21 protein-coding genes are annotated in these 20,129 nt (G+C 67.8%); 15 read left to right on the top strand and 6 right to left on the bottom strand.

Going from position 1 to position 20,129, the window contains the following annotated elements; all coding sequences use genetic code 11:
* Nucleotide 1 precedes the first annotated feature (1 nt).
* From ACKY0W_RS08735 to ACKY0W_RS08750, 4 genes are read right to left on the bottom strand one after another with little or no spacing between them, the layout of a single operon-like run.
* Nucleotides 2-862 (bottom strand): LLM class F420-dependent oxidoreductase, encoded by an 861-nt coding sequence (locus ACKY0W_RS08735; protein ID WP_409437696.1) that lies wholly within the window; start codon nucleotides 860-862, stop codon nucleotides 2-4.
* A 34-nt stretch (nucleotides 863-896) separates the two neighbouring features.
* Nucleotides 897-1,733 (bottom strand): SURF1 family protein, encoded by an 837-nt coding sequence (locus tag ACKY0W_RS08740; RefSeq protein WP_409437230.1) that lies wholly within the window; start codon nucleotides 1,731-1,733, stop codon nucleotides 897-899.
* Nucleotides 1,733-2,227, bottom strand: a complete 495-nt coding sequence (locus ACKY0W_RS08745; protein WP_409437231.1) for a low molecular weight protein-tyrosine-phosphatase — start codon at nucleotides 2,225-2,227, stop codon at nucleotides 1,733-1,735. The genes ACKY0W_RS08740 and ACKY0W_RS08745 overlap by 1 nt, the downstream gene beginning before the upstream one ends.
* Nucleotides 2,220-2,894, bottom strand: a complete 675-nt coding sequence (locus ACKY0W_RS08750) for an HAD hydrolase-like protein (protein WP_409437232.1) — start codon at nucleotides 2,892-2,894, stop codon at nucleotides 2,220-2,222. The genes ACKY0W_RS08745 and ACKY0W_RS08750 overlap by 8 nt, the downstream gene beginning before the upstream one ends.
* Before the next feature lie 61 nt (nucleotides 2,895-2,955).
* Here ACKY0W_RS08750 and ACKY0W_RS08755 point away from each other — a divergent pair, with 61 nt between their 5' ends.
* Genes ACKY0W_RS08755 through ACKY0W_RS08765 form a run of 3 tightly spaced genes read left to right on the top strand, consistent with a single transcriptional unit; the run spans nucleotide 2,956 to nucleotide 5,928 of the window.
* Nucleotides 2,956-4,089, top strand: coding sequence for a Nif3-like dinuclear metal center hexameric protein (locus ACKY0W_RS08755; protein ID WP_409437233.1), 1,134 nt, complete (start codon nucleotides 2,956-2,958; stop codon nucleotides 4,087-4,089).
* Nucleotides 4,086-4,820 carry a zinc ribbon domain-containing protein gene (locus ACKY0W_RS08760; RefSeq protein WP_409437234.1) on the top strand — a complete coding sequence of 245 codons (735 nt, stop codon included), beginning with the start codon at nucleotides 4,086-4,088 and terminating at the stop codon, nucleotides 4,818-4,820. Before ACKY0W_RS08755 ends, ACKY0W_RS08760 begins: the two co-directional genes overlap by 4 nt.
* 25 nt (nucleotides 4,821-4,845) lie before the next feature.
* On the top strand, nucleotides 4,846-5,928 hold the full coding sequence (locus ACKY0W_RS08765; protein WP_409437235.1) for a bifunctional RNase H/acid phosphatase: 1,083 nt from the start codon (nucleotides 4,846-4,848) through the stop codon (nucleotides 5,926-5,928).
* Nucleotides 5,929-5,943: 15 nt separating this feature from the next.
* On the opposite strand, the gene ACKY0W_RS08770 is transcribed toward ACKY0W_RS08765, so the two are convergent.
* A complete protein-coding gene (locus ACKY0W_RS08770; RefSeq protein WP_409437236.1) occupies nucleotides 5,944-6,519 on the bottom strand; it encodes a helix-turn-helix domain-containing protein in 576 nt (191 codons plus the stop codon).
* 236 nt (nucleotides 6,520-6,755) lie between these two features.
* Here ACKY0W_RS08770 and ACKY0W_RS08775 point away from each other — a divergent pair, with 236 nt between their 5' ends.
* From ACKY0W_RS08775 to ACKY0W_RS08785, 3 genes are all read left to right on the top strand, one after another.
* On the top strand, nucleotides 6,756-7,877 hold the full coding sequence (locus ACKY0W_RS08775) for a YeiH family protein (RefSeq protein WP_409437237.1): 1,122 nt from the start codon (nucleotides 6,756-6,758) through the stop codon (nucleotides 7,875-7,877).
* Nucleotides 7,878-7,957: 80 nt separating this feature from the next.
* A complete protein-coding gene (locus ACKY0W_RS08780; RefSeq protein WP_409437238.1) occupies nucleotides 7,958-8,917 on the top strand; it encodes an NAD(P)/FAD-dependent oxidoreductase in 960 nt (319 codons plus the stop codon).
* Entirely contained in the window at nucleotides 8,914-9,567 is a 654-nt protein-coding gene (locus ACKY0W_RS08785; RefSeq protein WP_409437239.1) for an SAM-dependent methyltransferase, read from the top strand. Before ACKY0W_RS08780 ends, ACKY0W_RS08785 begins: the two co-directional genes overlap by 4 nt.
* Here ACKY0W_RS08785 and ACKY0W_RS08790 read toward each other — a convergent pair.
* Nucleotides 9,552-10,262 (bottom strand): 2OG-Fe(II) oxygenase, encoded by a 711-nt coding sequence (locus ACKY0W_RS08790; protein WP_409437697.1) that lies wholly within the window; start codon nucleotides 10,260-10,262, stop codon nucleotides 9,552-9,554. The two genes, ACKY0W_RS08785 and ACKY0W_RS08790, sit on opposite strands and share 16 nt — an antisense overlap.
* Before the next feature lie 372 nt (nucleotides 10,263-10,634).
* Between ACKY0W_RS08790 and ACKY0W_RS08795 the strand changes: the two genes are divergently transcribed.
* From ACKY0W_RS08795 to ACKY0W_RS08835, 9 genes are read left to right on the top strand one after another with little or no spacing between them, the layout of a single operon-like run.
* Nucleotides 10,635-11,399 (top strand): MlaE family ABC transporter permease, encoded by a 765-nt coding sequence (locus ACKY0W_RS08795; RefSeq protein WP_409437240.1) that lies wholly within the window; start codon nucleotides 10,635-10,637, stop codon nucleotides 11,397-11,399.
* A complete protein-coding gene (locus tag ACKY0W_RS08800) occupies nucleotides 11,396-12,199 on the top strand; it encodes an ABC transporter permease (RefSeq protein ID WP_409437241.1) in 804 nt (267 codons plus the stop codon). Before ACKY0W_RS08795 ends, ACKY0W_RS08800 begins: the two co-directional genes overlap by 4 nt.
* A gap of 14 nt (nucleotides 12,200-12,213) precedes the next feature.
* Nucleotides 12,214-13,491 (top strand): MCE family protein, encoded by a 1,278-nt coding sequence (locus ACKY0W_RS08805; protein ID WP_409437242.1) that lies wholly within the window; start codon nucleotides 12,214-12,216, stop codon nucleotides 13,489-13,491.
* The gene (locus ACKY0W_RS08810; RefSeq protein WP_409437243.1) at nucleotides 13,488-14,516 is read left to right on the top strand and encodes an MCE family protein; all 1,029 of its coding nucleotides are present in this window, start codon (nucleotides 13,488-13,490) and stop codon (nucleotides 14,514-14,516) included. Before ACKY0W_RS08805 ends, ACKY0W_RS08810 begins: the two co-directional genes overlap by 4 nt.
* Nucleotides 14,513-15,781: an MCE family protein gene (locus ACKY0W_RS08815; RefSeq protein ID WP_409437244.1), complete on the top strand. Its 1,269-nt coding sequence runs from the start codon at nucleotides 14,513-14,515 to the stop codon at nucleotides 15,779-15,781. The genes ACKY0W_RS08810 and ACKY0W_RS08815 overlap by 4 nt, the downstream gene beginning before the upstream one ends.
* A gap of 1 nt (nucleotide 15,782) precedes the next feature.
* Nucleotides 15,783-17,090, top strand: coding sequence for an MCE family protein (locus tag ACKY0W_RS08820; protein ID WP_409437245.1), 1,308 nt, complete (start codon nucleotides 15,783-15,785; stop codon nucleotides 17,088-17,090).
* Nucleotides 17,087-18,205 carry a virulence factor Mce family protein gene (locus ACKY0W_RS08825; RefSeq protein WP_409437246.1) on the top strand — a complete coding sequence of 373 codons (1,119 nt, stop codon included), beginning with the start codon at nucleotides 17,087-17,089 and terminating at the stop codon, nucleotides 18,203-18,205. The genes ACKY0W_RS08820 and ACKY0W_RS08825 overlap by 4 nt, the downstream gene beginning before the upstream one ends.
* A 1-nt stretch (nucleotide 18,206) precedes the next feature.
* Nucleotides 18,207-19,643 carry an MCE family protein gene (locus ACKY0W_RS08830; protein WP_409437247.1) on the top strand — a complete coding sequence of 479 codons (1,437 nt, stop codon included), beginning with the start codon at nucleotides 18,207-18,209 and terminating at the stop codon, nucleotides 19,641-19,643.
* A complete protein-coding gene (locus ACKY0W_RS08835) occupies nucleotides 19,610-20,116 on the top strand; it encodes a mammalian cell entry protein (RefSeq protein ID WP_409437248.1) in 507 nt (168 codons plus the stop codon). Before ACKY0W_RS08830 ends, ACKY0W_RS08835 begins: the two co-directional genes overlap by 34 nt.
* Nucleotides 20,117-20,129: the final 13 nt, after the last annotated feature.

The raw sequence follows: 20,129 nt of genomic DNA on the forward strand, positions 1-20,129 counted from the left end.
ATCAGCCCAGCGCCGCGGCCAGCTGCCGCCACTGCTCCCGCGGGAAGGCGCGTGGGTCGGCGTCCAGCAGCTGCACGCAGACGTGGTCGGCCCCGGCGGCCCGGTGCTCGGCGACCCGGCTGAGCACGTCCTCCGGGGTTCCCCAGGCGATGATCGCGTCGAACAACCGATCGCTGACGCCGGCGATGTCGTCCTCGGTGAATCCCGACCGCAGCAGATTGTTGGCGTAGTTGGGCAGTGCCAGGTAGGAGCCCAGCCACTTGGTGCCGATCGCGCGTGCTTCGTCGCGGCTGGCACACAAGATCCCCGTCTGCTCGGGCAGCAGCAGCGGCCCGTCGCCCAGCTGCTCGCGGGCAAACCGGGTGTGCTCGGGGGTGGTCAGATAGGGGTGGGCGCCGCGGCTGCGAGTGGCGGCCAAGTCGAGCATCTTCGGGCCGAGCGCCGCGAGCACCCGCGACTCGACCGGCACAGGCGCATCGGCCGCGTCGAGCCCGTCGAGAAACTCGCTCATCGCCCGCAGCGGGCGGCGGTATCGTCCGGGATCCCCGGCGTCGATCAGCGGAGCATGGCTGACCCCGATGCCGAGCAGGAACCGATCACCGTGTGCCGCAGTCAGCGATGCGTAGGACGCGGCGACGTCGGCCGGGGTGTGCATCCAGAGGTTCAGGATGCCGGTGGCGATGACCGCGCTGCGGGTGGCGGACAGCAGGTTGCCCACCGCGTCGAACACCGGGCCGCCGACGTCGGGTATCCACAGCGCGCCGAAACCCAGCTCCTCCAATTCGGCGGCGGCCTCGGCGGCCTCGCCCTGATCGCCGTAGCGCAGCGGCGCACTCCAGATCCCGACACCCGAGATGTTCACCATCGCCCCAGGATGGCATAGCGCTGCCGATGGGCTACCGGCGCCGGCCGTATCGGTCGGCGAGCTTCTGCTCGACGGTCATCGGCGGCGCGGCTTCGTCATCACCGGCCTGAGCCTGCGTCGCGGAGCGCTCCGCCCGGCGTGCCCGCAGCTCGGCGAACGCGAAGTACCCCAGACCTATTGGCGCCAGGATTCCGAACGCGATCCACTGAATCCCGTAGGACAGGAACGGTCCGGCATCCCGGCGAGGCAGCACGATCACGCCCAAGCCGCCGGGCTGGTCGTCGACGAGCTGCAGGTAGGACCCGGCCAGTGGGACGCCGGTCACCGCTGCGACCTGCTCGGTGTTGATCGAGTACACCTGGCGAAAACCGTTCTCCGTGAACGGGTTCTTGCCGGGAATGGCGCCCTGGGAGTCACGTAGTCGCGCGGTGACGGTGACCTCGCCGTCCGGCGGCGCCTGAATGTCCGGTAGCCGCGAGCCGCCGTCGTCGGTACGCACGTAGCCGCGATTCACCAGCACGGTCGGGCCGCCTTTGACCGCGAACGGTGTCAGTACCTCCACCGCCGGCACTCCGTCGATCGACCGCAACCGCACCAGCACCTGCTTCTCGGCCAGGTAGTGCCCGGTGGCGGTCACCGGCCGCCACTGCTCGTCCGGTGCCGAGGAATCCTGATGCGGCAGCAGCGTGGTCACCGGCACGGGTTCGGCGGTCAGGGCGTGCTCGAGCTGGCTGTTCGCGCGGGAGGTGGTGGTGTTCTTGCCCAGTTGCCACGGCGCCAGCACGGTGAAGCACAGGTAGGCGAAGCCCAGCACCACCGCAGCCAGAGCCAGCCAGCTCGGGCGCAGCAGGAAGGCCAGGCGTCGCATCAGCCGCTCTCGCCCAACGCCAGCTGCCCGTCGACCCAGGCGTGCAGGCCCGGCAGCGCGGCCGCGATGACGGTGAACGCCTGCACGAAGTCGTCATGGCCGCCGTAGTAAGGGTCGTCGACGTCCGGCACGGCCGCACCCGAACGTGGGTCGAAGGACCGCAGCATCCGGATCCGCTCGGCCGGAATGCCCAGCCCCTGCAGCAGCCCGACATGGTTGCGTCCCAGCGCCACCACCAGGTCCGCGGCCTCGTGCTCGGGCCCGACCTGGGCGGCGCTGTGCTCCACCGGGTAGCCGTTGTCGCGCAGCACCCGGTTGGTGCGTTCGTCGGCGCCCTTGCCGACGTGCCAGTCCGCGGTTCCGGCGCTGGTCACCCGCACGGTGCCGCCCAACCCGCGCTGCGCGAGCTGGTGGGCGAACATCTTCTCGGCCATCGGCGAGCGGCAGATGTTGCCGGTGCAGACGAACGTGACATGCAGCATCGGGTCAGACACCGAGTACCTCCCGTAGTTCGGTGACGGTCTGCACACGGGCGACAGGACCGTCGGGGATTTCAGCGTCGGAGGCGTCGTAGTCGGACTGGCCGTAGCCCCAGCCGACCAGCACGGTGTCGATGCCGTGCGCGGCCGCGCCATCCACGTCGTGACGCCGGTCGCCCACCATCAACACCCGCGCCGGCAGCGGCGCCAGCTGACCCAGGGCGTGGGCCACCACCTCGGACTTCGCGGCCCGGGTGCCGTCGACACTGGCGCCGGCGACGACCTCGAAATATCCGTCGAGCCCGAAATGGGCGAGGATCTTGCGGGCCGTCGGCTCGACTTTGGAGGTGGCCACGGCCAACCGGACACCGGCGGCCCGCAGGTCGTTCAGCAGCGCGGCGACGCCGTCGAACATGGTGTTCATCTGCCAACCGCGGCTGGTGTAGTCGGCGCGGTAGGCGGCGACCGCCGCCTCAGTCTGCTCGCCGAGGCCCATCGCGGCCAGCGTGTGGTGCATCGGCGGGCCGACCAGCCGCGCGGCCAGATCGCCATCGGGAATCGGCGCGCCGATGTGGTCCAACGCGTGCCGGAAGCTGGCGACGATCCCGGCCGCGGAGTCGGTCAAAGTGCCGTCGAGGTCGAAGATCACCAATTCGGCGGCGGCGGTGCTCGTGCGCGTCACGGGTCCATTGTCCCCGACGTGCGCGGAGAGCTCGCCGGGTGGCGCACTACTGTCTTGCAGTGTGACTGCGCGGCTGGCTGACGTCATTGACGTACTGGATGCGGCCTACCCGCCCGGGCTGGCCCACTCCTGGGACTCGGTCGGGCTGGTCTGCGGTGACCCCGATGACCTGGTGAGCTCGGTGACGATCGCGGTTGACGCCACATCAGCGGTAGTCGACGAGGTGCCCGACGGCGGCCTGCTGCTGGCCCACCATCCGCTGTTGCTGCGCGGGGTGGACACCGTCGCGGCCAGCACCCCCAAGGGTTCGCTGGTGCACCGGCTGATCCGGACCGGTCGCGCCCTGTTCACCGCGCACACCAATGCCGATGCGGCCTCGCCCGGGGTCTCCGACGCGCTGGCGGCAGCACTCGGGCTGACCGTGGAGTCGGTGCTGGAGCCGGCCGGCCCGCGCGCCGACACCGACAAATGGGTGATCTACACCCCGGCAGAGCACGCCGAGGCGGTCCGGGCCGCAGTGTTCGCGGCCGGCGCGGGCCACATCGGCGCCTACGCGCAGTGCAGTTGGAGTGTGCCGGGCACCGGCCAGTTTCTGCCCGGCGACGGTGCGACGCCGGCGATCGGCCAGGTGGGCGAGGTGGAGCGCGTCCCCGAGGACCGCGTCGAAGTGGTGGCGCCGGCGCGGGCGCGCGGGGCGATTCACGCCGCGCTGCTGGCCGCCCACCCCTACGAGGAACCGGCATTCGACATCTTCGCGTTGCAGCCGCTGCCCGCCGGGGTGGGGATCGGCCGGATCGGCAGCCTGGCGACACCGGAGCCGTTGAGCGCGTTCGTCGCCCGCGTCGCTGCGGGCCTGCCGGCCACCTCGTGGGGTGTGCGCGCCTCGGGAGATCCCGACCTGGCGGTCTCGCGGGTGGCGGTCTGCGGTGGCGCCGGAGATTCTCTGCTGGATGCCGCGGCCGCCGCCGACGCCCAGGTCTACGTCACCGCGGACCTGCGCCACCATCCCGCTGACGAGCATTCCCGCCGATCGACGATGGCGCTGGTCGACGTGGCCCACTGGGCCAGTGAATACCCGTGGTGCGCGCAGGCCGCCGATGTACTCCGCTCGCATTTCGGTGCGACGCTGCCGGTGCGTGTCAGCACGCTGCGCACCGACCCCTGGAATCTCGCGCATGAAGGAGGCCGGTCATGAAGGCTGAAGAAACACAGCAACGTTCACTGCTGGAACTGTCGGAACTCGACGCCGAACTGGCCCGGATGGCGCACCGCGTCGGGAACCTTCCCGAGCAGCAGGAACGCGAGCGGATCCAGGCCCAGCACACCGCCGCCGCCGATCGGTTGGCAGCGCTGGAGCTGGCCTTGGAGGACTTGGACGCTCAAGCCGGTCGTTTCGAGTCGGAGATCGACGCGGTGCGCCAACGTGAGGACCGCGACCGCGCCCTGCTGGACTCGGGGCAGGCCATCGCCAAACAGGTCGTCGATCTGCAGCACGAGCTGGAGACCCTGCAGAAGCGTCAATCCAGCCTCGAGGACTCGCTGCTGGAGTTGATGGAGCAGCGTGAGCAACTGCAGACCCAGGCCAGCGCCGAAGCGAGCGTGCTGGAGGGCCTGGCTGCTGATTTGGGCCGAGTGCAGGAGGCGATCGACACCGCCTTAGAGGAGATCGAGACCACCCGCGGCCAGCGTTCGGGCAGCCGTGAACGACTGGCCGCCGAGATCGACACCGAGCTGTTGGCGCTCTATGAGCGGCAGCGGGCCTCGGCGGGAGTCGGCGCGGGCCTGTTGCGCGGGGGCCAGTGCGGCGCCTGCCGGATCGAAATCGACCGCGGCCAGCTGGCGAAGATCTCGGCAGCGGAGCCCGAAGAGGTCCTGCGGTGCCCGGAATGCAACACGATCCTGCTGCGGGTCAAGAACTTCGGTTAGTGCTCTGGCGGGTGAAGGTGGGGGGATGAAGGTCGTCGTCGAGGCCGACGGTGGGTCACGCGGAAACCCGGGTCCGGCCGGCTACGGGGCGGTGGTGTGGTCCGCCGATCGCACCTCGGTGCTCGCCGAGGCCAAGGAGGCCATCGGCGTTGCCACCAACAACGTCGCCGAATACCGGGGCCTGGTCGCGGGATTGACCGAGGCGGCCCGGTTGGGTGCCGCCGAGGTCGGGGTGTTCATGGACTCCAAGCTGGTGGTCGAACAGATGGCCGGCCGGTGGAAGGTCAAACATCCGGACCTGATCACGCTGCACCGGCAGGCTCGCGAGCTGGCGTCGAGGTTCGACCATGTCCGCTACTCCTGGATTCCGCGGGAGCAGAATTCCCATGCCGACCGGCTCGCCAACGAGGCGATGGACGCCGCTGCCGGGATCGAGCAGCCGGCGGAGAAGCCGGCTGCGCCTGCGCCCACGGCTCCCGGCTGGACCGGCGCGACCGGAACGGCGACCCGGCTGTTGTTGCTGCGGCACGGGCAGACCGAACTGTCGGTGCATCGGCGCTACTCCGGTCGCGGCAATCCGCCGCTGACCGACACCGGCCGCCGGCAGGCCGATGCGGCGGCGCGCTACCTGGCCCAGCACGGCGGTATCGCGGCGGTCGTCAGCTCACCGCTGCAGCGCTGCCGTGACACCGCCGAGGCGGCTGCGAGGCTGCTGCGCCTGGACGTCACCGTCGATGAGGATCTGACCGAGACCGACTTCGGGGCCTGGGAGGGCCTGACCTTCGCCCAGGCCGCCGAGCGCGATCCCGACCTGCACCGGCGCTGGCTCAAAGACACGTCCACGCAGCCCCCCGGCGGGGAGAGCTTCGATGCCGTGCAGCAGCGGGTGATGGCCGCTCGCGACCGAATCGTCGCCGACCACGGCGGCACCACCGTGCTCGTGGTGTCGCACGTGACTCCGATCAAGACGGTGCTGCGGCTGGCGCTGGACGCCGGCCCCGCCATCTTGTACCGGCTGCACCTGGACCTGGCGTCGCTGAGCATCGCCGAGTTCTACGGCGACGGGCCGGCCTCGGTTCGGCTGGTGAATCAGACGGCCTACCTGTAGCCGCCGGCCTGCGCGTCAGTCGTGCAGGTGCACGCGTTCGCCGTGGGTTCCGAAGATCACGATCGCCTCGGCCGGACCATCGACGGCGCCGAACCAATGCGGCGTCCAGGTGGAGAACTCGACCGCCTCGCCGGGACCGATCAGGAAATCATCGTCGCCCAACACCAACCGGAGTCGGCCGGACAACACGTACATCCACTCGTGGCCCTCGTGCACCGGCAACTCGGCGGGGCGGCGACGGCGCATACCGACGCGGATCTTGAAAGCATGCAAACCGCCGGCCGGGCCGTGCCGGGTCAGCGGCCAGTAGGTGATGCCGTTGTGGCTGTGCGAGGTACCTCGCACCCGTGGGTCCTGATGCTGCGGGGCGCGCAGCAACTCGTCGGTGCTGACCGACAGTGCCTCGGCCAGCCGGGGCAGATGATCGAGCGCCAGGCGCCGCTTGCCCGATTCCAGCCTGCTCAACGTCGAGACATCGATGCGGGCGCGAGTCGCCACGTCTTCCAGGGTCAGCCCCTGCTGGGTGCGTAGCTCACGCAGTCGACGCCGCACCCGTAGGTCGACGCCGCCGTCGCCAGTGCTTGCCTGCATAGCAATCCAGGTTGCCAGCACCTTCGGTGGGATGGCAAGCATGAGTGCGTCTTTTCAGCGACGGTGATTTGAACTCTGTCATCGCGTACCGGCGATGTCATACCGTTACGCCCGAACCGCTGACGAGAGGCCGCAGATGAAGTGGTTGGGCGTGGACGGATGGGCGAACCTCGTGGTCGGCGTGCTCATTGCGCTGGCTTTGGCCGATTTGCTCCCGAAGATTCCGTGGTGAAGAAATGACCACGACACAGCTGGATTCCGACCACACCGAGCCAGAGGCGATCTTCATCAGCCGGCGCCCGCTGGACTATCTGCCCGGGTTCGCCCTGCTACTCACCGTGGGACTGCTCGGCAAGTATGCCCAGCGGTGGTGGCTGGCGCTGGGCCATCAGCTGCATGCGACGGTGCCCGACATCGAATACGTGTTGTGGGCCATCGTCATCGGACTCGTGATCCGAAACACCGTCGGACTGCACCGGATCTTTCTACCGGGCGTTCTGACCTACGAATTCTGGCTCAAGGTCGGCATCGTCGCACTGGGTTCTCGATTCGTGCTCGGTGACATCGCCAAACTGGGCGGTATCAGCCTGATTCAGATTCTGCTGGACATGACGATCGCCGGCGCGATAATCCTTGGCGCAGCGCACCTTTTCGGTTTGTCGGGCAAGCTCGGGTCGCTGCTGGCCATCGGCACCTCGATCTGTGGGGTGTCGGCGATCATCGCGTCGAAGGGAGCTATCCGGGCCAAGAACTCCGACGTCAGCTATGCGATTGCCGCCATCTTGGCGCTCGGTGCGGTGGGCCTGTTCGTGTTGCCGCCGCTGGGCCACCTGATCGGGTTGAGCGACCATGAGTTCGGGTTGTGGGCAGGTCTGTCCGTGGACAACACCGCCGAGACCACCGCCACCGGCTACCTGTTCTCCGATGAGGCAGGCAAGATCGCAGTGCTGGTGAAATCCGTCCGCAACGCCCTGATCGGGTTCGTGGTGCTGGGGTTTGCGTTGTACTGGACGGCGCGTGGACAGGCTGACCAGGTGGCATCCGGTTTTCGGGCCAAGGCGGCGTTCATCTGGCACCAGTTCCCCAAATTCGTCCTGGGTTTCCTGGTGGTGTCGACGGTGGCCACGCTGGGATGGCTGGACAAGCCTCAGCTGGCCAGCCTGGGCAACGTGTCGAGGTGGGCGTTCCTGCTGACGTTCGCCGGCGTCGGTCTGTCCACTGACTTTCGGCAGATCGCCCGGGCGGGTTGGCGGCCACTGCTGGTGGCTGTCATCGGCCTGGTGGTGGTGGCCACGGTGTCGTTGGGGCTGGTGCTGGTGACCTCGCGCTGGCTGGGCTGGGGTGTGGCTGCCTCCTGAAAGCCGAGTCCTAGGGGCGGCCATTTGCCTGGATGGCAAACGAGCGTGCTGTTTTGCGCTGCAGGCTGCATGCTCGATTCATGAGCGAAATCTGGGATTGCATAGTGGTGGGCGGCGGCGCGGCCGGGCTCAGCGCCGGTCTGGTGCTGGGCAGAGCCCGGCGTAACACCCTGTTGATCGACGCGGGCCAGCAGAGCAACCGCAGCGCACACGGAATCGGCGGCCTGCTGGGCCACGACGGCCGCCCGCCGGTCGAGCTCTACAGGCTCGGCCGCGACGAACTCGCCTCCTACGGTGTGCAGATCCGCTCCGGTGAAGTGGCTGACATCGAAAGCGTCGACGGCGGGTTCATGGTGCGGCTTCTCGGCGGTCGCGAAGAACGAACACGCCGCGTGCTGCTGGCCACCGGAATGACCTACCTGCCACCGGATCTCCCCGGCCTGGCGCAGCTGTGGGGCCGTTCGGTGTTCCACTGCCCGTTCTGTCACGGCTGGGAGGTACGGGATCTGCCGTTGGCGGTGCTGGCCGACGGTGCCCGGGCGGTGCACATGGCGCTTCTGCTGCGGTGCTGGAGTGACGACATCGTGGTGCTCACCAACGGTCCGACCGAGCTGGGCGCCGACGACTGCAGCCGACTGGCCCGAGCCGGCATCGAAATCGACGAACGGCCGGTGGCTGAGCTGGACGCGCACGACGGCGAGCTGGCGGCGGTGGTGTTCGCCGACGGTGAGCGGTTCCCCAGGCGCGGCCTACTGGTCGCGACGACCCTGCGCCAACGTGACCAGCTGGCCGAGCGCCTCGGTGTGGCGGTCGCGGAACCCGGCCCCGTGGCCCAAGACCCTGTCGGTGTCGATCCGTTGTGCCGTACCTCGATTCCCGGGGTATTCGCCGCCGGGGATCTGACGGCGGAGATGCCACAGGTGGCTACCGCGATCGCGGCGGGCTCCCGCGCCGCGGCGGCGGTGGTGCAGAGCCTGGCCGCCGACGACTACGGATTGCCGCTGCCGCCAGTCATGAACGGAAGGAACACAGACCGATGACCGACGCACTGCGCGACCCACGCGAATTCTGGGACGAGTTCTACAGCGGCGACGGACGGGTGTGGAGCGGAAAGGTCAACGTTCAACTCGCCGAGATCACCGCCGACCTGGCGCCGGGCCGGGCACTGGATCTGGGCTGCGGCGAGGGCGCCGACGCGATCTGGCTGGCCGAAGACGGCTGGCAGGTGGTGGCAGTCGATGTCTCGGCCAACGCGCTGGAACGGGCCTGTGCCGCTGCGCAAGAGCGCCAGGTGATCTCGCGCATCCGCTTCGAGCGCCACGATCTGTCCACCAGCTTCCCCGCCGGCCGATTCGACCTGGTGTCGGCGCAGTTCCTGCACTCGCCGGTGCCACTGGAACGCGAAGCAGTGCTGCGCCGGGCGGCTGACGCCGTGGCGGTGGGCGGGCGACTACTGATAGTCGACCATGCCGCCGCGCCGCCGTGGGCCGGCGAGCACGTGCACGAGCATCACTTCGCCACGGCCGAAGAGGTCCTCGCGGGATTGGCGCTCGATGATGCGCAGTTCGAGTTGCTGCGGCTCGGGACTGCCGAGCGCGACGCGGTCGGACCCGACGGCCAGACCGGCGTGCTGACCGACAACGTGATCCTGTTGCGGCGTACGGGAAGCCCGCATCACGCGGCGTCGTGAAAGATCAGCCCCAGCGTGAAGCGCTCACCCGAGCGGATCGGTGAGACACCGTGGCGCACCGGCGCCATCGACCAGCCGCGGGTGGAGCGCACCGGGCGATCGCGGGTGGTGAACACATAACCGTGGCCGTGTGGCAGCTGCACGGCCACGCCCCGAGACTGCGCACGCGGGCGCTGCTCGACAAGCAGGAACTCGCCCCCGGTGTAGTCGACGGCGGGTTCGCTGAGGTTGATCACTACCTGTAGCGGAAACACCAACTCGCCGTAGAGGTCCCGGTGCAGTGCATTCCAGTCGCCGGGGCCGTAGTGCAACATCAGAGCGGTCGGTTTGGTCTGACCGGCCCGGTGGCACTGTTGCAGCCATTCGTCGAAGTCGTCGGGCCAGGGCGCGTCGCGGCCCAGCCGGGTAGCCCAGTCCCGGGCTATCGGCAGCAGATGCGGGTACAGCGCGCGCTTGAGCGCATCGACCGGATCGGGTGCCGGTGCCGCGAAATACCGGTACTGCCCGGACCCGTAGCGATGGCGCTGCATGTCGACCGTGGCACGGAAGCGCTCGTCGTCGGCGTAGCAACGCCGCAGCCGCGCGGCCTCGGCGACGGTCAGCAGCCGCGGCAACAGGGCGCCGCCGCACTCATCGAGCTCGGCGGTGACGGCGTCCCAATCTCCGGCACCCACCCGCCGCTCCCAGCGCGTCACCGTCGTCGCCATGGCTGAGGTTCCTTCCGATCGGGTGCTCTCGAGTGTGCGCCACGGCCCGCAAACCGCGCTGCGGGACGCGATGAGTGTCGCCGTTCGGGTCGGTTCGATTAAATCGCCGTGCGCCAAAACGCCGGCGCCTGGCAACCAGCAGCTTCCATGAACAGCACGGTAGTGGGCCATTTTGGCGCGTTGACAGCTAACTGGTGCGCTCCTACTGTTCGGCCAACTACAGGAGGGGAGCGACGAATGCGCGGGAGATCAGCAGTGACATGCGCACCGGGTGGGACAGTGGCGGAGCCGTCGTCGACTGGACGGCTCGTGCGCGCACGAACGGGCTGACGCGTTGGCGCACACCACAGGCAGGCAGCGATGAGCGGGCACTCCTGGTCCAAGCCCGCGATCGCGGTCGGCGATTTCGTCGTGCTTGCCGGCGAGACGTTCGCGGCGATGGCGCGACCACCGTGGGCTTGGCGCGAGCTGATCAACCAGATCTGGTTCGTGGCACGGGTGTCGATCGTCCCGACGATCATGCTGTCGATTCCCTACACCGTGCTCATCGTCTTCACCCTCAACATCGTGCTGCTGGAGATCGGCGCCTCCGACCTCTCCGGCGCCGGCGCGGCGCTGGCGGCCGTCACCCAGGTCGGCCCGGTGGTCACCGCCATCGTCGTGTCGGGGGCGGGCGCCACCGCCATGTGCGCCGATCTGGGTGCCCGCACGATTCGCGAGGAGATCGACGCCATGAAGGTGATCGGCGTCAACCCCGTCGAGGCCCTCGTGGTTCCCCGCGTCATTGCAGCGACATTCGTTGCGGTGATGCTCTATTCGGTGGTCGCGGTGGTGGGCCTGACCGGAAGCTATGCCTTTGTGGTGTTCGTGCAGCACGTCACGCCGGGCGCCTTCGTGGCCGGGATGACGCTGTTGACCGGACTGCCGCAGGTGGTGGTCTCGCTGATCAAGGCCCTGCTGTTCGGCCTGTCGGCCGGACTGATCGCCTGCTACAAGGGGCTGTCGGTGGGCGGCGGCCCGACGGCGGTGGGCAACGCCGTCAACGAGACCGTCGTCTTCGCGTTCATGGCGCTGTTTCTGATCAACATCCTGGCCACCGCCTTCGGTGTGAAGGTCGCGCCGTGACGGCCTCCGACACCGCCCGGCGGCTGGGCGAACAGACCGCCTTCTACGGCGCCGCACTGGCCGCCATCGGGGATGCGGTCCGCCGCTACCCCGGCGAGGTGCTGCGGCTGATCGCGGTCATGGGAATGGGAGCCGGTGCGCTGGCCGTCATCGGCGGCACCGTGGTCATCGTCGGCTTCCTCACCCTCTCGACCGGGGCCCTGATCGCCGTGCAGGGCTACAACACCTTGTCCAACGTCGGAATTGAAGCACTGACCGGCTTCCTGGGCGCCTTCCTCAACGTCCGATTCATCGCCCCGGCCACCGCCGGGGTGGCGTTGGCCGCGACCATCGGCGCCGGTGCCACCGCGCAGATCGGCTCGATGCGGATCAACGAAGAGATCGACGCACTAGAAGCCATGGGCATCCGGTCGATCACCTACCTTGCCGCCACCCGGATCGTCGCCGGCGTTCTGGTGGTGATCCCGCTCTACACCGTCGCAGTGCTGATGGCGTTCTTGGCGACTCGCTTCGGCACCACCGTGATCTATGGGCAGTCACGGGGCGTCTACGACCACTACTTCTCCACCTTCTTAGAGCCCACCGATCTGCTGTGGTCGTTTCTGGCCGCACTGTCGATGGCCACCGCGGTCATGGTGGTGCACACCTACTACGGCTTCACCGCGAGCGGTGGCCCGGCCGGGGTTGGCGAGGCCGTCGGCCGCGCCGTGCGAACCTCGGTCACCGCAACGGTGTTTGTGCTGCTGACCATCACACTGTCCGTCTACGGACAGTCCGGCAACTTCCACCTGTCGGGGTGAGGCGGGGTGAGTCAATGAGCACTGGAACCCACAACAGGTCCCGCCGCGGCGGGATCGACCCGATCTGGTGGTCACCCGTCCTGGTCGTGGTGATCACCGCCCTGTGCGCCATGACCGCCCTGCTGTTCTCCGGAGCGTTCCGGGGATACGTCCCGCTCACGCTGGTCTCCGATCGAGCCGGCTTGGTGATGGAGGACGGAGCCAAGGTAAAACTGCGCGGTATTCAGATCGGCGAGGTGAGATCCCTTGGCACCCAACCGGGATCCGATCACACTCGAGGGTCCACCCTGAATCTGAAGATGTACCCGCGGCCTTTCGGATACCTGCCGAGCAACATCGAAGCCGAGATCAAGTCCAGCACGGCGTTCGGCGCCAAGTATGTCGATCTGATCATTCCCTCCGGCGGCCCCAGTGGCCAGCGGCTCAAGGCGGGTGCGGTGCTGCGGTCACGCAACGTGACGGTGGAAGTCAACACCATGTTTGAGAACCTGCAGGCGGTGGTGCACGCCATCGACCCCGCCAAGCTCAATTCGGTGCTGTCGGCAGTGGCCGAATCGGTTCGGGGCAGGGGAGACGTCATCGGGCGGGCGATCACCGGCGCCAACACGATGCTGACGGCGGTGAACCCACGCATGCCGACCGTGCAGCGCGACTGGCAACTGTTCGGCCAGACCACCGGAGTGTATTCCGCTGCCGCGCAGAACATCCTGAACATCCTGGGCTCCGCATCCACCACCAGCACAACGCTGACGGCCCAAGCCGGCGAACTCGACGCGCTGCTGCTCGCCGCGGTCGGCTTCTCCGCGACCGGGATCGACACCATCGGTGCAAACCAGCCCGGACTGGTTCAGGCGCTGCGCCTGATGGCACCGACCACCGACCTGCTCGAGGAGTACTCGCCGACCTACACCTGCCTGTTCCAGGGGGCGCAATGGTTCCTGGAGAACGGCGGACGAGACGCCATGGGCGGCAACGGTAGATCGGTCATCATGGACGCAGCGATGCTCGCCGGCGACGACCCGTATCGGTACCCGGACAACCTGCCGCTGGTCAACGCCCGGGGCGGACCGGGCGGCAGGCCCAGCTGTGGCTCACTGCCCGACGTGAGCAAGAACTTCCCGGTGAAGTATCTGGTGACCGACACCGGATTCGGTACCGGCCTGGACGTTCGGCCCAACCCGGGCATCGGTTTCCCCGGCTTCGCCAACTACTTCCCGGTCACCAAACCGGAACCGGAACCGCCAAGAATCCGCTATCCCGGACCGCCCGCGCCCGGGCCGGAGTCGCCATGAGAGGCAACATCGGCAAAACCCTGACCTGGGTCGTGCTGTTCACGGTGACGTGCCTGGTGTTCATCTTCATCCTGGTCACGGTGTTCGGGCAGTTCCGATTCGACTCCCGGGTCGGCTATCGGGCCGAGTTCACCAACGTCTCGGGACTCAAGGGCGGCAACTTCGTTCGCATCGCCGGTGTCGAGATCGGCAAGGTCACCCACATGGCGTTGCACCCCGACGGCACCGTCACGGTCGACTTCTTGATCGACCGGGGGCTGACGCTCACCGAGGGCACCCGGGCCGCCGTGCGCTACGAGAACCTCATCGGCGACCGCTACCTGTCGTTGGAGCAAGGCGCGGGGTCGGTACGCACCCTGGCGCCGGGCCAGACCATTCCGCTGACGCGGACCGAACCCGCACTCGACGTGGACGCCCTCATCGGAGGATTCCGGCCCCTGTTCCGTGCGTTGGACCCCGACCAGGTGAACGCGCTCAGCGGTGAGCTGCTTAAGGTATTTCAGGGCCAGGGCGGCACCATCGCCTCGGTGTTGTCGCAGACCTCGGCATTGACCACGACACTGGCCGGCCGCGACGAGCTGATCGGCCAGGTGATCACCAACCTCAACACCGTGCTGGGCACCTTCAGCACCCGCGACCGCGAGTTCGGCCACGGGCTGGACTCGCTGACCCAGATGGTTCAGGGACTGGCGGATCGCCGCACCGACATCACCAAGGGCGTGGCCTACATCAACGCCGCCGCCGGCTCAGTCGCCGACCTACTGACCGTGGCCCGCGAACCCATTCGTGATGTGGTGACGCAAACCGATCGGGCCGCCGGCCAAGTGATGGCCGACCGCGACTATGTCGACGATCTGGTCAAGACACTGCCCGACGCCTACCAGGTGCTGGCGCGCAACGGGCTCTACGGCGACTATTTCGGCTTCTACATGTGTGACCTGGTGATCAAGGTGAATGGCAAAGGCGGCCAACCGCTCTACTCCAAGATCATGAACCAGACGACCGGACGGTGCGCCCCGAAATGATGAGACCGAAACTGCCGCGGATCACCATCAAGCCGCTGGCCGAGCGCAATCGGCCCGCGGTCGGCGTCACCGGCATACTCCTGCTGATCGCCTTGGTGGTCGCGGTCTTCAGCTACGACAGGCTGCCGCTGGTCAAGGGCACCACCGACTACGCCGCCTACTTCACCGAGGCCGGTGGCATCAAATCCAACAGTGACGTACGGGTGTCGGGACTCGACGTCGGCCGGGTTGCCGGTCTGCGGCTGGAGGGCAACCGGGTCCGGGTGACGTTCACGGTCCGCAAGGGAGTCGTGCTCGGCGACCGGACCGAGGCCGCGATCAAGACCGAAACGGTGCTGGGCAACAAGTTCCTGGAACTGACCCCGCGCGGCGACGGCCACCTCACCGGCCCGATACCGGTCGAACGCACGACCTCGCCCTACGACCTGCCGGATGCCCTGGGAGATCTGACCGCCGTCATCAGCGGCCTAGACACCACGCAGCTCTCCTCGGCGCTGACCACCTTGGCCGAGACCTTCAAAGACACCCCACCGGACCTCAAGATGGCGTTGCAAGGAGTGGCGCGCTTCTCCGACACCCTCGACAAACGCGACGCCACGCTGCGCCAACTACTGGCCGACGCCAACAACGTCACCGGAGTGCTGGCGCGGCGCAGCGAACAGATCGCCGGCCTGGTCGCCAACAGCAACGCCCTGCTGAGCGAACTGTTGTCACAACGCAATTCCGTCGACGCATTGATGACCAACCTGACCGCGGTGTCGCACCAAGTGTCGGCCGTGGTCGACGACAACCGTCAGCAACTCAAACCCGCGGTGGACAAACTCAACGGTGTCCTGGAGATCCTCGACAACCGCCGAGCCGACCTACAGCGCACCCTCTACCTGTTTCGCCGCTACGCCATGTCGTTCGGCGAGGTGCTGGGATCCGGGCCGTTCTTCAAAGCGTCGGTGGTGAACCTGATCCCGGGCCAATTGGCGCAGCCGGCCATCGAAGCGGCCTTCTCCGATCTGGGTCTGGACCCCAATGTGCTGCTGCCCTCGCAGCTGAACGACCCGGCCGTCGGCCAGCCCGGCACCCCGCCACTGCCGATGCCGTTTCCCCGCACCGGACAAGGCGGCGAGCCGAATCTGACCTTGCCGGACGCCATCACCGGCAAGCCCGGAGACCCGCGCTATCCCTACCGGGAGCCGTTGCCGGCGCCGCCACCGGGCGGACCACCCCCGGGCCCACCCGCGCTCGGTCCGGCGGCAGACGGGGGGAGCTGACGTGGGCACCCACTCCGTCGCCGGTGTAAGCCTGGCCGCCAACGGCGTGCGACTCCTGCGGCTGACGACCGCGGCCGTGCTGGTATCGAGCCTTGTCCTCGCACTATTCTTGGTGGCCGGACCGCCCTGGGAGCAACTGCGCAAGCACGTCTACACCGCCTACTTCACCAACACCAATGGCCTCTACACCGGCGACGAAATCCGCATCCTGGGGGTTGCCGTCGGCACCGTCGAGCGCATCGAACCGCTGCCGGACACCGCCAAGGTGACCTTCTCCGTCGGCGGCCAGTACCGGGTACCCGCCGATGCCCGGGCGGCGATCCTGTCGCCGTCGTTGGTCAGCGCCAGGGCGATCCAGCTCGTCCCGGCGTACACGGGTGGTCCCGAACTGGCCGACGGCGCCAGCATCGGCCAGGACCGCACGGCGGTTCCGGTCGAGTGGGACGACTTCAGGCAGCAGCTGGAGAAGCTCACCGATTCGCTGCAGCCGTCCGACACCGCCGGCCGCAGCGCCATCGGCGCCTTCGTCAACACCGCGGCGGCCAACCTGCGGGGTCAGGGCGACACCGCACGCGAGACGGTGATCAAACTGTCGCAGGCGATGTCGGCGCTGGGCGACCACAGCACCGACATCTTCAGCACGGTCCGCAACATGCAACTGCTGGTCTCGGCGCTGACCTCCAGCAGCGACCTGCTGGCGGCATTCAACGTCAACCTCGCCGATATCACCACCTTGCTGAACAATTCGCCCCGCGAATTCGCCGACGCGATAACAAGTCTCGACGGCGTGGTCAACGACCTACGCGGATTCATCGGCGAGAACCGGGAGGGCTTCGGCGTCACCGTCGATCACCTGACGGCGATCACGACCGCACTCAACGAAAGCCGCGGCGACCTCAAACAGGTTCTGCACATCGCCCCCTCGGTGTTCCAGAATTTCGTGAACATCTACCAGCCGGCCCAAAGTGCGATCACCGGGGTGATGGCGCTCGGGAACTTCGCCACCACCGTCCAATTCATCTGCGGCGGAATCGAAGCTCTGGCGCGGGCGAACTCACTGCAGGCATCGAAGTTGTGCGTGCAATATCTGGCGCCGATCATCAAGAACCGCCAATACAACTTCCTGCCGATCGGCGGCAACCCGTTCGTCGGCACCGCGGCGCGACCGAACGAGATCACCTACAGCGAGGACCGGCTCAGGCCCGACGCTGCGCAACAGCCGGCTGAGCCGCCCCGCCAACCTATCGACCCCGAACTGGGCCTGCCCGGCCTGCTGCTGCCGTCGGCGCCTCCCGAGGGCACCCCGTGAAGCGGCTCGTGGTCATCGCGCTGAGCATCACGGTTGCCTCCGGGGCCACGGGTTGCCAGTGGCGGGGCCTGAACTCGCTGAGCCTGCCGGGCACTGCGGCGAGAAACGGCAGCTACACGATCTCGGCCCAATTGCCTGATGTCGTAGTCATTCAGCAGAACTCACGGGTGCGCGTCGCCGACGTCAACGTGGGCAATGTGACCAGGATCGAGGTCCAGGACTGGCACGCGCTGGTCACCATGCGCATCGACAACAGCGTGCACCTGCCGGCGAACAGCACCGCCAAAGTCGGTCAGACCAGCCTGCTCGGCTCGATGCACATCGAGCTGGCGCCACCGACCGACGAGCCGCCGCGCGGCGAACTGACGGACGGCGCGGTCATCCCGCTGTCTCGGGCCGCCACCTATCCGAGCACCGAGCAGACCCTGGCATCGGTCTCGCTGCTGCTCAACGGTGGGGGATTGGCTCAGCTGCAGGAGATCAACCAGAGCTTCGCTCGCGCGCTGGCGGGGCGCGAAAGCGACATGCGCAGCCTGCTCACGCAATTGGACACCTTCATCGCCGCACTCAACGATCAGACGGATGACATCATCGCGGCCACCGAGAAGCTGAACGGCCTGGTCGGCCAGTTCGCCCAGCGGAACCGCACCGTGGACAAGGCGCTGACGACGATCCCGCAGGCCTTGGCGGTGCTGGCGCAGGAGCGCACCAAGATCGCCGACGCCGCCGACGCGCTCGGAAAGTTCAGCGCCATCGCGGTCTCCACCGTCGACCAGAGCCGGGAGGCCCTGGTGGCCAACCTGCGCAACATCGCCCCGGTGTTGCGCTCGCTGGCCGACGCCGGTCCCGCGCTGACGCAGGGCCTGGACTTCCTGTCCACCTACCCCTGGGTCAAGAGCAACATCCCCAATTGGTTTCGCGGCGACTTCGCCAACATCAGTCTGGTCGTCGATCTGACGTTGAGCCGGATCGACAGCGGCCTGTTCACCGGAACACGGTGGGAAGGCGACCTCACCGAGTTGGAAATGCAGTGGGGGAGAACCGTCGGTCAGATGCCCAGCCCATACACCGCAGGCAACCCGCTGATCGCCCCCTACCACTTCGGGGGGTACTGAGGTGTTTCGGCTGTCCCGCACCGTTTGGACCCAGCTGGCGATCCTGGCGACGGTCACTCTCGTCGCCGGCGGGGTGATGGCGTTCGGTTTCGTCAAGGTCCCAGCACTTTTCGGCATCGGCCGCTACACGGTGACCGTCGAACTGCCGGCGTCCGGCGGGCTGTACCCGACGTCGGTGGTGACCTACCGCGGCACCGAGATCGGCAGGGTCAGCGCCATCGACGTCGACGCCGACGGGGTGCGTGCCGTGCTGAAACTCAACTCGGCGATCAAGGTGCCCGCGCAGGTGATGGCCGCGGTGCACAGCCGCTCGGCGATCGGTGAGCAGTTCCTCGAACTCACCCCGACCGCCGGCGCCACCGATCAGCGGATGCTGCGTGCCGGTGACGTGATCCCGGCGGACAAGGTGCGCATTCCCGCCGACATCGCCAACCTGCTCGATGCCACCAACCGTGCACTGCTGGCGATCCCGCACGACGATCTGCGCACCGTCATCGACGAGGCCGACAAGGCGGTGGGCGGTCTGGGTGCCGAACTGTCCCGCATCGTCGCCGGATCGACGTCGCTGGCCATCGAAGGCGGCGAGGCCGCGCAACCCTTCGCGCAGTTGATCGATCAGACCCCACCGGTGCTGAATTCCCAAGTAGTCACCGCGGATTCGATCGCGACGTGGGCGCAGCGGCTGGCCTCGATCACCGACCAGCTCAACGCCGAGGACCGGGCGTTCGCGGGCCTGCTCAACGTCGGCGCCCCGGCGCTCGATGAGGCCAATGCGCTGCTGAGTCGGGTGGCTCCGGCGCTGCCGGTGTTGCTGGCCAACATGGTCAGCCTGGGTCAGATCGCGGTGACGTTCCATCAGGGCATCGAGCAGCTGCTGGTGCTGTTTCCGCAGGGGACCGCGGTGATGTCGGCGATCACGCTGGCCGACTCGGGCCTCAACACGCCCTATCGCGGCATCTACCTGGACTTCAACCTCAATATGAATTACCCGCCGCCGTGCAACACCGGATTTCTGCCGGCCCGCCAACAGCGGGCGCCCAGCTCCGTGGATTACCCGGATCGGCCCGCCGGCGAGCTGTACTGCCGGGTGCCGCAGGACTCGGACCTGAATGTGCGTGGCGCACGCAACATTCCCTGTGAGAACGACCCCGCCAAACGTGCCCCCACGGTCGAGATGTGCGAGAGCGACGAGTCGTACATTCCGCTCAACGACGGCTACAACTGGAAGGGCGATCCCAACGCCACCTTGTCCGGCCAGGCCGTGCCGCAGGATCCGCCGCGTGCCCCTGCGCCTGCGCCGCCGGTCGCCTTCGTTCCCTACGACCCGGAGACCGGCAGCTACCTCGGCCCGGACGGCAAGCGGAACACCCGCACAGATCTGGCCCCCCAACGGAAGGAGCAGACATGGCAGACGATGTTGCTGCCCCCGGGCGAATAGCACGCCGAGCGGCGGTAGGGGCGATCCTGGCTGTGGCGGCGCTGGCCGGTGCGGTCGGCTGGCTCGGCTACCGCGACCACCACATCCAGCAGGCTCAGGCGCAGCGCGAGAGCTACGTCCAGGTGGCACGTCAAGCGGCGATCAACCTGACGACGATCAGCTACGCGCAGGCCGACACCGATGTGCAGCGCATCATCGATTCGACCACCGGGGAGTTCCGCGACGACTTCAGCCAGCGATCCCGGCCCTTCGTCGACGTCGTCAAACAGGCCCAGTCGGAGTCGGAAGGCACCGTCACCGAGGCCGGCCTGCAATCGGTGGACGGTGACCGGGCCTACGTCTTGTTGGCGGTCTCGGTGCGCACCACAATCGCCGGGACAGTCCAACCCGAACCGCGGCACTGGCGGATGCGAATCAGCCTGCAACGCACCGCCGACGGCCCCAAAGTGTCCAACATCGCGTTCGTCCAGTGAGCAGGGGGTTCAG

The organism is Mycobacterium sp. SMC-14 (genome assembly GCF_046250075.1).
Lineage (GTDB): Bacteria > Actinomycetota > Actinomycetes > Mycobacteriales > Mycobacteriaceae > Mycobacterium.

What these genes read in the sequence shown, in the direction of transcription:
- ACKY0W_RS08760 (WP_409437234.1), top strand. Translation starts at nt 4,086, where the DNA reads ATGAAGGCTGAAGAAACACAGCAACGTTCACTGCTGGAACTGTCGGAA.
- ACKY0W_RS08835 (WP_409437248.1), top strand. Translation starts at nt 19,610, where the DNA reads ATGGCAGACGATGTTGCTGCCCCCGGGCGAATAGCACGCCGAGCGGCG.
- ACKY0W_RS08795 (WP_409437240.1), top strand. Translation starts at nt 10,635, where the DNA reads ATGAGCGGGCACTCCTGGTCCAAGCCCGCGATCGCGGTCGGCGATTTC.
- ACKY0W_RS08775 (WP_409437237.1), top strand. Translation starts at nt 6,756, where the DNA reads ATGACCACGACACAGCTGGATTCCGACCACACCGAGCCAGAGGCGATC.
- ACKY0W_RS08780 (WP_409437238.1), top strand. Translation starts at nt 7,958, where the DNA reads ATGAGCGAAATCTGGGATTGCATAGTGGTGGGCGGCGGCGCGGCCGGG.
- ACKY0W_RS08805 (WP_409437242.1), top strand. Translation starts at nt 12,214, where the DNA reads ATGAGCACTGGAACCCACAACAGGTCCCGCCGCGGCGGGATCGACCCG.
- ACKY0W_RS08815 (WP_409437244.1), top strand. Translation starts at nt 14,513, where the DNA reads ATGATGAGACCGAAACTGCCGCGGATCACCATCAAGCCGCTGGCCGAG.
- ACKY0W_RS08770 (WP_409437236.1), bottom strand. Translation starts at nt 6,519, where the DNA reads ATGCAGGCAAGCACTGGCGACGGCGGCGTCGACCTACGGGTGCGGCGT.
- ACKY0W_RS08765 (WP_409437235.1), top strand. Translation starts at nt 4,846, where the DNA reads ATGAAGGTCGTCGTCGAGGCCGACGGTGGGTCACGCGGAAACCCGGGT.
- ACKY0W_RS08785 (WP_409437239.1), top strand. Translation starts at nt 8,914, where the DNA reads ATGACCGACGCACTGCGCGACCCACGCGAATTCTGGGACGAGTTCTAC.
- ACKY0W_RS08740 (WP_409437230.1), bottom strand. Translation starts at nt 1,733, where the DNA reads ATGCGACGCCTGGCCTTCCTGCTGCGCCCGAGCTGGCTGGCTCTGGCT.
- ACKY0W_RS08810 (WP_409437243.1), top strand. Translation starts at nt 13,488, where the DNA reads ATGAGAGGCAACATCGGCAAAACCCTGACCTGGGTCGTGCTGTTCACG.